Below are 13782 nucleotides of genomic sequence, written 5' to 3'. Positions count from 1 at the left end.
GGGTTTGACTGTGTTATAGCTACGTAACTTTCTTTCGTTACCAAATTAATTGTTTGGGATTAGGTGCTATAAATTAAGCATTGTGAATGCTTTTTAACACTTCAATAATATCCGCTTCCAGATCTTCCGGTTCTGTCTTGGGACTAAAACGTTTGTATGGCTTTCCATCAGGTGCAATAAGGAATTTTGTGAAATTCCATTTTATAGTGCTACCAAGCATGCCGCCGAGTTCTTTCTTCAAAAAAACAAAGATAGGATGAGCGTCTGCACCGTTAACATCAATTTTTTCAGTGAGCGGAAAAGTGACGCCGTGATTGATTCTGCACACTTCAACAACTGTTTCGTTGCTTTCAGGAGATTGACTTAAAAACTGATTGCAAGGAAAACCTAAGACCACCAGGCCTTGGTCTTTGTACTTTTGATACAAAGACTCAAGCCCATCAAACTGAGGTGTTAGCCCGCATTTAGTCGCGGTATTTACAATAAGCACTGCTTTTCCGTTGAAGTCCGACATATTTATCGGGTTTCCAGCAGGATCATTAATGCTTAAATCATAAAAACTCATGGTAGTGCCTTAGAGAGATCTTGTTCTATTCTGAATATATTTAAATTTGTGTTAAATACGCGAAAGCAGTTCACTTTTTTTCGTGTTGAATTCGTCATCAGTCAAAGCACCAGATTCATGTAATTTAGCTATCTTTTCAATTAGCGCAATAATTCCATCTGTTGACGAGCCGTCAACTGACAAATTGTTTATGTTGTTAGACATTGGCTCTGGTATTTGCTCTGGCATAGTGTTGTTTGTATTCGCAGGGCTAAGGTTGTCATTGCTATTTTGGTTGGTAACATCAGAAGCTTGAGCAAAGTTAGTTTGCTTTTGTGGGGCAATTCCCGCGCCTGATATTATCGGTAAAGTATCAACTGCGATGGTGCCGTACTGACTACTAAACGTAAGTGATGTATCGCCGCCTTGCTGTTGGCTAACACCACCAATATTGTTGTCGAGCGTGTCATAAACTGTCACTTGTCCATTTAGTTCAATAGCAAGTCGATTTGGAAAAACGGCATAACGAATATTATTTTGAGCGCCACTACTAGATGGAGAGCCAAGATCACCAGGCCACCATTGATTGCTTGCTCTTGAGCCTACGGGTGCTGGTGGAAACATTTGTGTATTAGCCAGAGCATTTGATAGTTCGTTGCAAAGGTTATCAACGGTTGCTTTCAAACCATTGTTGAACATGTCGCCAACCATGGTCATGCCGCCTCGCATCCATTGTCCTGATCCACCGAGTTCTGGGCAATTAAATTGAGCCATACTGCCACCGCCCTGATTGACGGCTCCTAGCATATAAATAACGGCTTCTTGACTAAGGTTATAACGTTGCGCCAAATCGTTAACGATATTTTGACCAGCGGAAGTGAGTTGTTGCATTGAGTGAATTCCTTAAAGAATATAGTTGTTAAGTTATTGGGTAATAACTTGGGGGAGGGTATTTTTGTGCAGTATATACCTCTAAGTAATTTCTGGAGTGTTTATTTAGGCCGTTTGTCTCTATTTTCAAGTCTATTGTGTTTATTTCCGATTTAATGTTGAAAATCTTTGAAAGTCTGGCAAATATTGGTATTTAATTATATTGAAAGGCACCTCCCCACTTATAGGCGTTTTTTTCTTTCATTTTTAAAAACAAAGTTAAAACCATTTGTTGAGGGGCTTAATTCATCTCATCAATAGGATCTGGGCAGTAATCTCGCCTGCGGCAATTGCCACATTGTTCGCCAAGGTAGAGTGAATCCACCCATGCCATCAACTCAGTCAGTTGTTCGCGATCTTCAAACCAGAACCCTGCTTCAAAATTACGACTGTCTTTATGTTTAGCGCCAAGTCCAGCCCCTGTTAAATTAGCACTCCCGACAAAAGCCCCTATACCGTCAATAATAATGGCTTTGGTATGAACACGCGGGCAGAGAATACGATCAAATAACTCGCTTTCAAATAATTCGGGGTAATCATCGAAGTGTTTTCTAAAGCGTGGTCCGGGTTCTTTTGCGTGAATTAAACGAACACCAACACCGCTTTCAACCAGACGAGATAAAAGCGCCAATAATGGTTCGAAGCCATGTCCTGTATCTAAATGTAAATCCTTAATATCCGCAGTTACAATCCAGACAAAGCGCCGTGCCTCTGGCAGACGCTTTTCCATGACTTCGTCATAGATATCGCGGTTGAGTAGTAATTGATGCATCGGGTGATCATAACAGTTCTTGATTTTAAAAAAGTGCCCCAAAGGTGGGGGGTGTAAAATTCTCTCTGTTGTCTATCTTATTTAGATTGACTGCTTAGATTATGTGAGTAGATACATAAATCATTCATTCATCCTTTTTCGGTTATTGATTGCAAGAGTTAACAGGTCCTTCATTCCAATTTACGTGATCAAAAATCCTAAATACTCGTTATTTTGAGATATAAACATAAGAAATGATCAAATATTATTTTTTATTAATTATTTTTAAATAAATTTAAAGAAATTATGAACCCTATTTTAATGTGCCTTGTATTTAGCATGCAAAACACTTGTGTTGCCACAAAGCCTTGTGTAGCAGGGTTTGTAACTGGAAATTATTTTCCATAAATATTAAACCTTACAAAAATAATAATTACTATTGTTCAGAACTTGTAAGTATTTCAGTATCTTAAATATTACTTGCTTTCTTTTATTCATTATTTGTTCAGTTAGTGTCATTCATACTATTTTGATAATTGGGCTTATAAAAATTAAAATCAGGTAAGGTTTGAATGAACAAAATCATCTACAAGTTGGCATTTTTCTGTACATTAATATCAACTTCTTTCAGTGCTTTCGCGGCTGATCCAGTTGTCAATACCACCATCAAAATTGAAAAAACGGGTTCAGAGCCTTTTGATGCAACATCTTGGGATCCATCAGACGTAACAACAGCTGGTACTGATACGGATGTTGATAATGATATTGTTCGAATGCAAGATTCAATTACCTATAGAGTAGAGGTATCCGTCAATGATGCTGCGGTTGATGATCTTGTATCTACTGTTTCATTGCCAGATGGTAAGCAGAAATGGATAGAAATCCCCACGGGTTGTTTGACTGACCCAGCAGAAGCCTCGCCTGTTTCAGAAATTTCTGCTGATGGCTATACATTAACCTGTAATGTTGGTCCTGCAATAGAAGGAACTACACGTGTATTCTTCCCCGCTGCAAAAGTTGTTTCTTATAACGCTATCACAGACAAGGCTGTGGTAAATGCAGAAGAAACCATTGCAAGAACTTCAGCTACAGCTACTGGAGCAAATACAGCCACTGCAGGTGATACAGTTGCGGTTATTACTGCAAATTTTCAGGTTGATACCACTAAAGAGTTGAAAGTTACATCTCTAGATGATGATGGAAATCCGCTATATAAAGCTCCAGCAAAAGATGGTCCTGGGGGGGCTAGTGATGTCGGCACGTTGATGGAGTATGTAATAAAGGTCCGTTATCAAAATGGTTCTATGTTAATAGATTCGAATGAGACAGATTTCTTAATTGATATTGGTCTGATCGATGCATTTACTGATGACCACGATTCTAATAACGATAACGGGTTCTCCTCTGGGGGCTTGCTTTATACATGGGGACCACAGGGTGCTGATGGTGCTTGTAGCTTAATTGGAGAACATGGTACACCTAGTCAGTCAATAGCGCCTGCGGTTACTTGTACTCAAAACGATTTACCTTTTGATTTTTTAGGTTCAAATTCAGACCCAATAACTGGTGATTTTACAGGTACTGCAGACACTTTAAATGACAGGAATATCAATATAGATTTAACTAATATTGATGTTCGAGATCCTGATGCAGATGGCAATGTTGTGGAGGTTGCAATTAATGTTTGGTTCAGACGTTCCACAGAGATTTGGGGCCATCAATCTTGTGAAACAAATAACACGAATTGTGTAAGTAATGTAATTAACTCTGTGGGTGTGTTAGCGCCTACAGGTGACGCGATTATTGGTTATAACCCTGTATCTACTGAAGATGCCGGTGGGCAACAGTTGCTAAACTACAATGGCTTAGGTGAGCCCTTCGCCAATGAGATTGATTATCCAATGGAATATACAAGGCCAGGAAGCCTCTCTGTGCATAAAACATTTACGTGGCAGCAGATTGCTGATAAACGTTCATTCCAAAAAAATGTAGCTCCTGGGGAAACAGTTCCTTTATTTGTGAATCATTTTGATTACAGAAAACTTGATGACGGATTAATACAAAGTTGTGAAAAAATTGATACTAAGATTTTTGAATATCAAGGTTTAATGGCACCAGGGACTTTATTAGGTTCAGAATATTATTCTCATAATAGACTTGTTGCTACAAATCCAGGTTTGCTTATATGGGGGGGAGCTGAAGGATCTAAATATATTGGCCTGGATGGCACTCCTCTTATGACTTTATATTATACAGACTCTGCTACAGGTGATGGTTCATTAGAGGCTTTGCGTTCTGCAGTTTGTGAAGATGATGTAAATGAAGATGGTAAGAAAGTTATCGATGGAGTGAATATTGATACTGGGCTTGCAGATTCTCCAAATGATTGGGTTACTGATGCCACTATGTTGACTGGTGGTATGAGCAGTGTAACCAGAATTAGACAGGACTCCGTTATAGATACAGATTATATAGAGTCCCTTTATCCAACATATAATAATCTTTCAATCCCAGTTACTCATTTGGTGAAAGTTAAACCGGATGCTGCTGCGAATTCTTATGGAAGTGAAGATTATTTAGCAAATTACATGAGTTATCGCCATCGTAATGCATCAGGCACAATTAGTTCGTGGCTTGGTACATCAGAAGCGAATGCGCCTACCGACCCTAGCGCAGTAGGTTTTTCGCAAACCCTACAGTACTCCGATAGATTAAAATTAATCGCCTCTTCAATATCTATTGCGAAACGCACAGAACCCAAAGGTATAAAAGTTGTAAAAGCAGGAGATGTTGTAGAGTTTATTATTGAACCAAGTATCAATGGTGCTTGGGATCCAACCATAACGACTGCAACTGTTAGGGATACATTACCTCCACAAACCATTTATGTCGCTGGTTCTGAGATGTTTTCGTATGATGGTGGTACCACATGGTATTCACAAGCTGACTTCAACAGTAATAATGGAAAAATTATAATAAGCAGTCCAGCAAATGCAGTCGACAGTAGGTTAGATTGGGAGTTTACCGATCTAACTCCAGATGCAACTTCTGGTAGTGATCAATTACCTTTGATTAAATACTCCGTTTTAGTTGATGCTACTGTTACTTCAGGTGATTTTAGGAATACAGCAACTTTAACGTCAGCAATTGATAATAATGGCGGAAATTCCCCTAAATCGGCGATATATACAATTAGTGTTTTCCCTGATTACGGATTGGATCTTGTTAAGCGTAATGTTCAAGATATCTATCAAACCAATGAAGCCTTTGAGTTTGAATTAATTTATAAAAACTTAGGCGGGGAATCATATGGAGAAAGTGATTTCATCGACATTCTTCCTCATACTGACGAAAACAGTGCAGTTAGTAGCGGACTATTGAGTACAAGAACTCCTCCTTCAGTTTTTGATGGTACTTATGAGCTCAGTGCATTAACGGGGTCGAATGGTGAAATATTTATGGCTACTTCTGCCGATCCGGTGAGTATTCCTCAGGATCCTTGTCATGAAGACAATCAACCTCTGAATTACGTGCCAGAGGATGGTGATCTGTGTTACGGCTACTATATTAGTGAAAATACTGACGGCGTTCCTGCTAAGAGTGCGAATACTTTTGCGGGTGGTGGCACTACAGGGACGGGAACTATAACGTGGGAAACTTGTACGGCAGGTACAGTTAGTTGCGGCGGTATACCCGCAGAAGAGATTACGGGAATTCGTTTTAAAGTACCTAGTCTTGCAAGTGGGGCTGGTGGTCAAGTTGTTACAGTTGAACTTACACCAACAGGTAATAAAGGTGGAACTCCTGATATTGACAGTGACGGGAATGTAACAGCTGCATCTACAGGTAATGTATATACGAATAACTTTAGTGGCCGTGTTCCTGAAATATCATTACTCGTCATTTCTAATGATGCGAGTGTCACTGTAGTTTCAGGCTCAATCGGCAGTGTGTTGTGGATAGATCAGGATGGAAGTCAGACGCAAGAAGGCATTGAAGACATTATCCCGAATGTAACGGTTAACTTATTAGATGGTAATGGCGATCCAATCTTGATTGATCCAGTAACGGGCTTAGTTGTTCCAGCAGGAACACCTGATGCAATTCCTTATAGCGTTGTCACAGGTACTGATGGTTCTTACTCGTTTGATAATCTACCCGCTGGCGATTATCAGGTGCAGGTGGACACTAGTGATCCTGATTTTCCTCCCAATGCTTCTCAGACCTACGACACCAATGGCACAGGTACGGACAGTATTTCAGACGTTACTCTAGGTGCTGAAGTAGATCCAATTACAGGTGAATTAACCAATGTGTCCAGTGATATGGATCAGAGTTTTGGTTATAGACAACTATCCGCGTTGGGCGATTATGTTTGGGATGATGTGAATCACGACGGTATTCAGGATAGTGGAGAAACCGGTATTGTTGATGTGACAGTCACCTTATTAGATGCCAGCGGTGATCCGGTATTGAGTGACCCAGCAGACCCGAATTCTGCACCAATAACGACAATGACAGCCTCTGATGGTAGTTATTCATTTACAGATTTAGAACCAGGAACATACTCTGTCAGCTTTAGTACCTTTCCAACAGGTTTTATACCGACACTGGCCAATGTCGGTGATGATACAACAGATAGTGATGCCAGTGCTGCCGATCAAGCGACACAGCCTGTAACTTTGGCAGTCGGTGAAACCAATAACACTTTAGACCTGGGTTTATATCTACCTGCAACATTGAGTGGCAGACTGTGGAACGATGAAAATAACGACGGTATTCAAGATTCGGGTGAAGCCGATGTTGAAGGCGTCACAGTGACCTTATTAGATGGTTCTGGTAATCCGATACTGGATGCTTCTAATAATCCAATCACAACCACCACCGATGAATTTGGTAACTATGAGTTTACTGGCTTGGTTGCCGGTGACTATTCCGTTGCGTTCTCTAATCTCCCAGCAGGTTTTGAAACCACAAAGTCTGGGGTTGGTTCAGATGATGCTGTCGACAGTAATGTGGGTACAGATGGTAAAACAACCTCAGTCACCTTAGCGGCAGGAGAAACAAACGATACGCTAGATGCTGGTATCTTCTTACCCGCTACCTTAGGTAACTATGTCTGGAACGATCTCAATAACGATGGAATTCAAGACCCAACAGAGGAGGGTATAGAGAACGTTACAGTGACATTGCTTGATGGTTCGGGTGATCCAATTCTCGATGAGAATAATGACCTGATCACGACAACAACCGATGAAAACGGGGCATATAGCTTTACCGGTTTAGCACCAGGTGACTATGCCGTTCAATTTAGTGACTACCCCACCGATTTTGAGCAGACCACAGTTAATGCGGGTGCCGATATTGGTTTGGATAGTGATGCCGGAACAGACGGCAAAACAGCTGCTGTAACACTCGAACCCGGAGATAATAACGACACACTTGATGCGGGTCTCTATCTACCTGCATCGCTTGGCAACAGAGTCTGGAATGATCTCGACAGAGACGGCGTACAAGATGCCGGCGAAGCGGGTGTAGCGAATGTGTTAGTAACCTTACTCGACGGTGCTGGTGATCCCATACTGGATGATGCAAACAATCCAATCACCACCACTACCGCACTAGACGGCAGCTATTTATTTACAGGTTTAGCGCCTGGAACCTACTCAGTAGGGTTCAGCAACTTCCCGGTAGGATTTGGCTTAACACTCAATGATATCGGTGACGATGCTCTGGACAGTGATGTTGGTGCTAACGGTAAAACAGCGCCCGTAACACTCGCACCCGGAGATAATAACGACACACTCGATGCGGGTATCTACCAGCCAGCCTCTTTAGGGAATAAAGTCTGGAATGATCTCAATAACGACGGTATTCAAGATGCTGGTGAACCGGGTATTGCTGGCGTAACAGTAACCTTATTAGATGGCTCAGGTAACCCGATACTGGATACTTCAGGTGAGGAAATCACCGTCGTGACAGGTTCAGATGGTAGCTACTTATTCGGTGGTTTAATACCGGGAAGCTATTCAGTCGCATTTAGTGACCTGCCAGAAGATTACGGCTTCACCAAGGCCAACATCGAAACAGATGATGGCGTTGATAGTGATGCGGGCACAGACGGCAAGACAGCGGCAGTAACACTCACCGCAGGTGAAAACAACGACACCCTTGATGCCGGTATTTTCAAACCCGCTTCAATCGGTGATACCGTATTCTATGATAAAAACAACGATGGCATCATAGATGCTGGAGAAGGCTTATCAGGCGTAACCGTTGAACTAACCAAACCAGACGGCACCAAAGTCACTCTGGAAACTGACAGTAATGGTAACTATCTATTCGAAGACCTTATCGGTGGAGCATACACGGTAGAAGTCATCGAATTGACACTACCAGCTGCTTTACAAGGTAATAACACCGTAGAGCCAGGTTCTGAAAACGACTCGACATCAACACTGGTACTGGGTGAAGGTGAAAATAATCTGGATCAAGACTTTGGTTATTATGCGCCTGGTTCAATCGGAGATACCATCTGGCATGACATCAATGATGACGGCATAGTTGATCCCGGTGAAGCCTTGGCAGATGTAACCGTGGAACTGACTCAGCCAGACGGTAGCAAGATCACAGCGGTAACAGATGCTGATGGTAAATACCTGTTCAGCGATTTACCTGAAGGGGACTATACGGTAGAAGTGGTTGATTCAACCCTGCCTGATGCACTTCAAGGTAATAACATCATTGACCCTGATGAAGACAACGACGCTAAATCGACTGTTTCTTTAGGTTCAGGTGAAGATAATACCGCTCAAGACTTTGCTTATTACATCCCAAGCTCAATCGGTGACACCATCTGGCACGATAAGAACAACAATGGTGTCGTAGACCCGGAAGAAGCGTTAGAAGGCGTAACGGTTACCTTAACACTGCCTGATGACAGCACTCTGACAACAGAGACAGATGAAAATGGTAACTACCTGTTTGAAGAACTACCCGCAGGTGACTATGTTGTTACGGTTGATGAAACCACACTACCTGCTGACCTACAAGGCAACATCACTGTAGATCCAGACGGTGGCAGTGACTCAATCTCTGCAGTCACCCTTAACGGTGAAGAAAGTAACCTCGATCAAGACTTTGCTTATGTAAACCTTGGTTCAATCGGAGACACCATTTGGCAGGATATCAATTATGACGGTATTGCTGATACTGATGAAGGTCTGTCAGGAATCACTGTTACGTTGCTTCCTCCTGCTGATATCGACTTGGGTAATGGTCCTGGCGTAGCGATAGAAACAGTCACCTTAGCTGATGGTAGTTATGTCTTTACTGAGTTGCCTGCAGGTGAGTATGAAGTGAGTGTCAATACCGATACCTTACCAACTGGTCTAACCAATACGGTTGATCCTGATGGTGACCTAAACTCAATCTCAACCATCGAGCTGGGCGAAGGTGAAGATAATATCGATCAGGACTTTGCTTATGCTGACTTAGGTGTCATCACAGGTAATGTCTCTATAGATACCGACGGTGATAATATCGGTGACGAACCAATGTCTGGCGTACTGATGAGATTATTAGACAATGAGGGTAATCCGGTAATGGACAGTGAAGGTAATCCAATTACCGCACTGACGGACGAGCTTGGTAATTACAGCTTTGCCAATATCATACCGGGTGATTATCAAGTCGCTCAATCTCAACCGGTTGGTTATCAATCAACCACAGGTGAAGGTCAGCCGGATGATCTGATTAGCGCTATCAATGTTAATGGTGGAGAGACGGCAGTGTCGAATGACTTTGTTGAGAGAGTGGTGAACCCTGCGAACATTCCGACACTCAGTGAGTGGGCAATGATCTTCTTGGTGATGATGCTTGGTTTGATCTCTCAACGCGAAGCATTAGCGAGGAGAAGGCGTTACTAAGCTTAACTAGATACGTTTAACGTAAAATGAAAAAGGCGAACTGAAGTTCGCCTTTTTTTGTTTTGAATGATCTTAGTTATGCTTTTAAGTGTGAATTATAGAAGTGTAATTTATAGGAATGCAAAATTAGTACTTAATATCGCTCGATAGATAAAAGGCTATTTGCACCCCCCTACTTATAGGCATATTTTTATTGATTACATAGCCGAGCAGTTTGCGTAAAAGGTCGTTGTTGCAGGCCAATCACTGAATACGCCAATTGCCCCCACATCTTTGGCTAAGACATCCAGTACAGTCAATACGTCACCTTCGTTCTTAATTACACCTGGTTTGTCGCTTTTTGTACCGTTAATTGATTGGTAATACCAACCACCTGCTGTTCCATCATCACTGCTTAGATTGCCAGAACGTTCTAATGACCAGGCGATAATTTTCAGACCTGCAGTTTTTGCCTCTTTTGCATATACAGATGGAATTATCTTGCCACTGTCGTCAGTGTCGAGCAAAACCCATAATGGTGGTGCGATAATTTTCACTCCATCAGCGACTAATTTATCCATGCTAGGACTCCAGGTAGCTGGTGAGTGGTGATCAAATGATTTCTCGTCATATCGATCATCTAAATACACGGCTTGTTTGGCAAAATCAGGTTCTTTCTCAATCCAGTACTTAACATCCTCAAGATTAAAGGATTGTGGAAAGACATTGTCTGGCGATACATTGGCTTCTTTGTATTCATTGATCATTTGTTGAGCGTAGTCTTGTTGAGAATACTTGCCCATGTAAGGCATTTTTACATCTGCTGATTTAAGTTCGGGTGTCATTTTTACACCAAGTTTTTTAAATAACGAGATACTCTCTTTGTGGGTCATTAATGTACCGCGTGTAGCATATAAATCGGTACGCCACTTAGGTGTGCCATTCAAATACTCCGCAACTGTAGTCGCTTTTTTATTTGACGCATCCATTTTGCCTTTCAGTGTTTTGAATTCTGCTAATGTAATATCACTGGCGCAACATTTTGCAGTAGCATTAGCGCCAGTTTCAGCATTATAAGGAGTGAAAGGCACAGAGCATTTGCTTGCTAGTGGTGTTTCCAGAATATTGGTTGTCGTATGTAAATCACATTGTGAGTGGCGACAAACCAATTCTTTGTCTTTAGTAAATGTGACGTCACACTCTACAATTCCTGCTCCCATTGTCGCAGCGGCTTTATAAGATTCGAGTGTGTGCTCAGGAAATTGCATCGGAGCACCTCGGTGCCCAATTGAAAAATCAGAACGCATAAAGTCTGATTTACTCTGACAGTTTGCTAAGCGTTTCTTAAGGTCTCCATCCTTCATATTATCGACTAAGAAAAAAGGGCGAGGTCCCAATTGTGCTTTTTTAGTATCGTCTGCATGACTTAGGCTAATTGTAGCAAGCATAAGAGTTGAAGTTAGAATCAATAACAATTTTATGTTTTTTATGTTCATGAACGTTCCCTGGTTGATGTGGTGAGTTAATCCTCGGCGATAATAGGTATGGAATGTTTCACTTATATTAACAAATTGTTAAGGAATGATGACAAGCGTGTATTTGTGGAGTCACAAGGTACATAAAATATCCACCGGTAAATTGCTGAACATTACCGATGGAAAAGTATTTGGGATATCTAAAGCTAAAGTTTCATCAGTTTGATTCTGAAAAAAAGCCCATGAAAGTAGGGGGGGACTTTCTAGTTTTTGAATTTTGCTAATGCCGATGCAGTTATTTCAGTGATTTTATTAAAGTCGCCAGATTTGACTAATTTCGTAGGCGCAACCCAGCTGCCTCCTGCACACAATACATTTTCTAATGCTAGAAAATCCAGATAATTGTTTTCATTTATTCCGCCAGTAGGGCAGAACTTTGCTTGTTGGAATGGGCCAGAAAATGATTTCAATAAAGGTATTCCACCAACGCTAGTCGCTGGGAATAGTTTGAAGTGAGTGTAACCTAAATCAAGTCCATTCATTATTTCTGAGCCTGTTGAAACGCCCGGTATAAGTGGGAAGTTAATGTCTTTTGCACTTTGTAATAATGAGTCAGTACAGCCTGGGCTAATAGCGAATGACGCGCCAGCATCCCGGACTTTTGCTAAATCATCAGGGTTTAAAACCGTCCCTGCGCCGACCACTGCTGAGGGAACTTCCTTCGCGAGCAGGCTTATTGCGTCCATTGCTGCGGGTGTTCTTAGCGTAATTTCTAACACATTTATTCCACCTGCTATCAAGGCATTTGCCAAATCAATTGATTGCGAGACATCTTCAATTTCTATCACAGGAATGATAGGAGAGAGAGTCATTATCTCTTGTGGTGATAATACGTTATTGCTCATTAGGTTCTGCCTTTTGCTGAATGAATGCTTCTATTGATTTTAATTTAACGACTCATTTAACAATCACTTGGCAAGTAATGGGTCGAAGGGTATGGATTTGTAAAAGCGAAAAAAAGTGCCTCAAAGTAGGGGGGTGTGATTGTATTAATCACGCCCCCTCAATTTGATCTTTTCTGGTATTAAGAGAAAGAAATGCCGCCATTGATATCAACGTTATTTCCAGTCATGAAAGACGCTTCATCTGAGGCTAAAAATACCGTTAGGTTGGCGACTTCTTCAGAAGTACCTTCACGTTTTAATGGTGTGATATTAGCAACGTGTTGGCGTACTTCATCTTTGGTAAAGATGTTGTGGAAGTCAGTATCGATCATGCCCGGGCATAATGAATTTACGCGAATTTTTGGTCCTAATTCTTTTGCCAGGCCACGTGTGTAAGTCATTACTGCGCCTTTAGATGCAGCATAAGCTGTAGCACCAGGGCCTCCACCATCACGGCCTGCTTGAGAAGCAAATGTAACGATTGAACTGCCTTCACCCATGTGAGGAGTACACGCTTTAACGGTCATGAATAAAGACGTTAAGTTCAAAGACATTACCGTGTTCCAATGTTCAAGTGTTGATTCTTCAGTTGTCTTACGAGCTACTAAACCACCTGTTACGTGGATTAATGAATCAATGCTGCCGAATGTTTCAACGGTTTTAGCAACCAGTGCGTCAACATCTGCCTGATTTGTCATGTCGCCCTGCATGGCAATTGCTTTTCCGCCTGCAGCTTCAATTTCTGATACGGCAGAGTCAGCGCCTTCGCTACTACTGTGGTAGTTGATTACTACATTTGCTCCGGCTTCTGCTAAACGCATCACACATGCGCGTCCGATGTCACGTCCACCGCCTGTTACGATTGCTGTTTTTCCTTTCATATTCATTTCTGACTCCTATTCGTCTTGTTCGTATGACTATTTAAATTAACTAAGCTCGGGATTTATATTTGATAAAGCTAGTTATAGTGTTTTGATTCAGGTCCTTCTTTTGAAGCAAGCAACTGCACCGATTGTATTGACTTATTATTTTCAATTTTGTTGATCATTATATTCTAGTGCGGTTTGAGTATAATGCAAATATTTACAACAACATTTACAAATTAATTACAAAATAGTGACAGCTTTATAAAAAGGCGGTATAAAAGATTTGTCGACTAAATTAACTTTGAAGAAAGGTTTGTGAGCAGTAATTTATAACGTTGACTTATTTTTCAGATATTAAGAGACGA

At 41.4% G+C, this 13782-nt stretch carries 7 protein-coding genes; 1 reads left to right on the top strand and 6 read right to left on the bottom strand.

The annotated features are described in order from the left end of the window. Window positions 1-73 precede the first annotated feature (73 nt). The 3 genes from OO007_RS10865 to OO007_RS10855 form a co-directional block, all read right to left on the bottom strand. On the bottom strand, window positions 74-565 hold the full coding sequence (locus tag OO007_RS10865; protein WP_325808811.1) for a glutathione peroxidase: 492 nt from the start codon (window positions 563-565) through the stop codon (window positions 74-76). 51 nt (window positions 566-616) lie between these two features. Continuing rightward, the gene (locus tag OO007_RS10860; RefSeq protein ID WP_325808810.1) at window positions 617-1435 is read right to left on the bottom strand and encodes an SHOCT domain-containing protein; all 819 of its coding nucleotides are present in this window, start codon (window positions 1433-1435) and stop codon (window positions 617-619) included. Window positions 1436-1715: 280 nt separating this feature from the next. Beyond that, window positions 1716-2246 (bottom strand): phospholipase D-like domain-containing protein, encoded by a 531-nt coding sequence (locus OO007_RS10855; RefSeq protein WP_325808809.1) that lies wholly within the window; start codon window positions 2244-2246, stop codon window positions 1716-1718. Window positions 2247-2797: 551 nt separating this feature from the next. Between OO007_RS10855 and OO007_RS10850 the strand changes: the two genes are divergently transcribed. Then, complete coding sequence (locus tag OO007_RS10850; protein WP_325808808.1) at window positions 2798-10153, top strand: SdrD B-like domain-containing protein; 7356 nt, start codon at window positions 2798-2800, stop codon at window positions 10151-10153. Window positions 10154-10350: 197 nt separating this feature from the next. Here OO007_RS10850 and OO007_RS10845 read toward each other — a convergent pair whose 3' ends face one another. The 3 genes from OO007_RS10845 to OO007_RS10835 form a co-directional block, all read right to left on the bottom strand. Continuing rightward, window positions 10351-11628 carry a glycerophosphodiester phosphodiesterase family protein gene (locus tag OO007_RS10845; protein WP_325808807.1) on the bottom strand — a complete coding sequence of 426 codons (1278 nt, stop codon included), beginning with the start codon at window positions 11626-11628 and terminating at the stop codon, window positions 10351-10353. Between the two features lie 242 nt (window positions 11629-11870). Continuing rightward, window positions 11871-12512, bottom strand: coding sequence for a bifunctional 4-hydroxy-2-oxoglutarate aldolase/2-dehydro-3-deoxy-phosphogluconate aldolase (locus OO007_RS10840; RefSeq protein ID WP_325808806.1), 642 nt, complete (start codon window positions 12510-12512; stop codon window positions 11871-11873). Window positions 12513-12691: 179 nt separating this feature from the next. Further along, a complete protein-coding gene (locus OO007_RS10835) occupies window positions 12692-13438 on the bottom strand; it encodes an SDR family NAD(P)-dependent oxidoreductase (protein ID WP_131907632.1) in 747 nt (248 codons plus the stop codon). Window positions 13439-13782 lie beyond the last annotated feature (344 nt).

The sequence above is a fragment of the Cocleimonas sp. KMM 6892 genome (genome assembly GCF_035798195.1).
Taxonomy (GTDB): Bacteria; Pseudomonadota; Gammaproteobacteria; order Thiotrichales; family Thiotrichaceae; genus Cocleimonas; species Cocleimonas flava.
The sequence above is the reverse complement of the archived record's forward strand: the minus strand, read 5'-3'. Positions and strand labels throughout refer to the sequence as shown.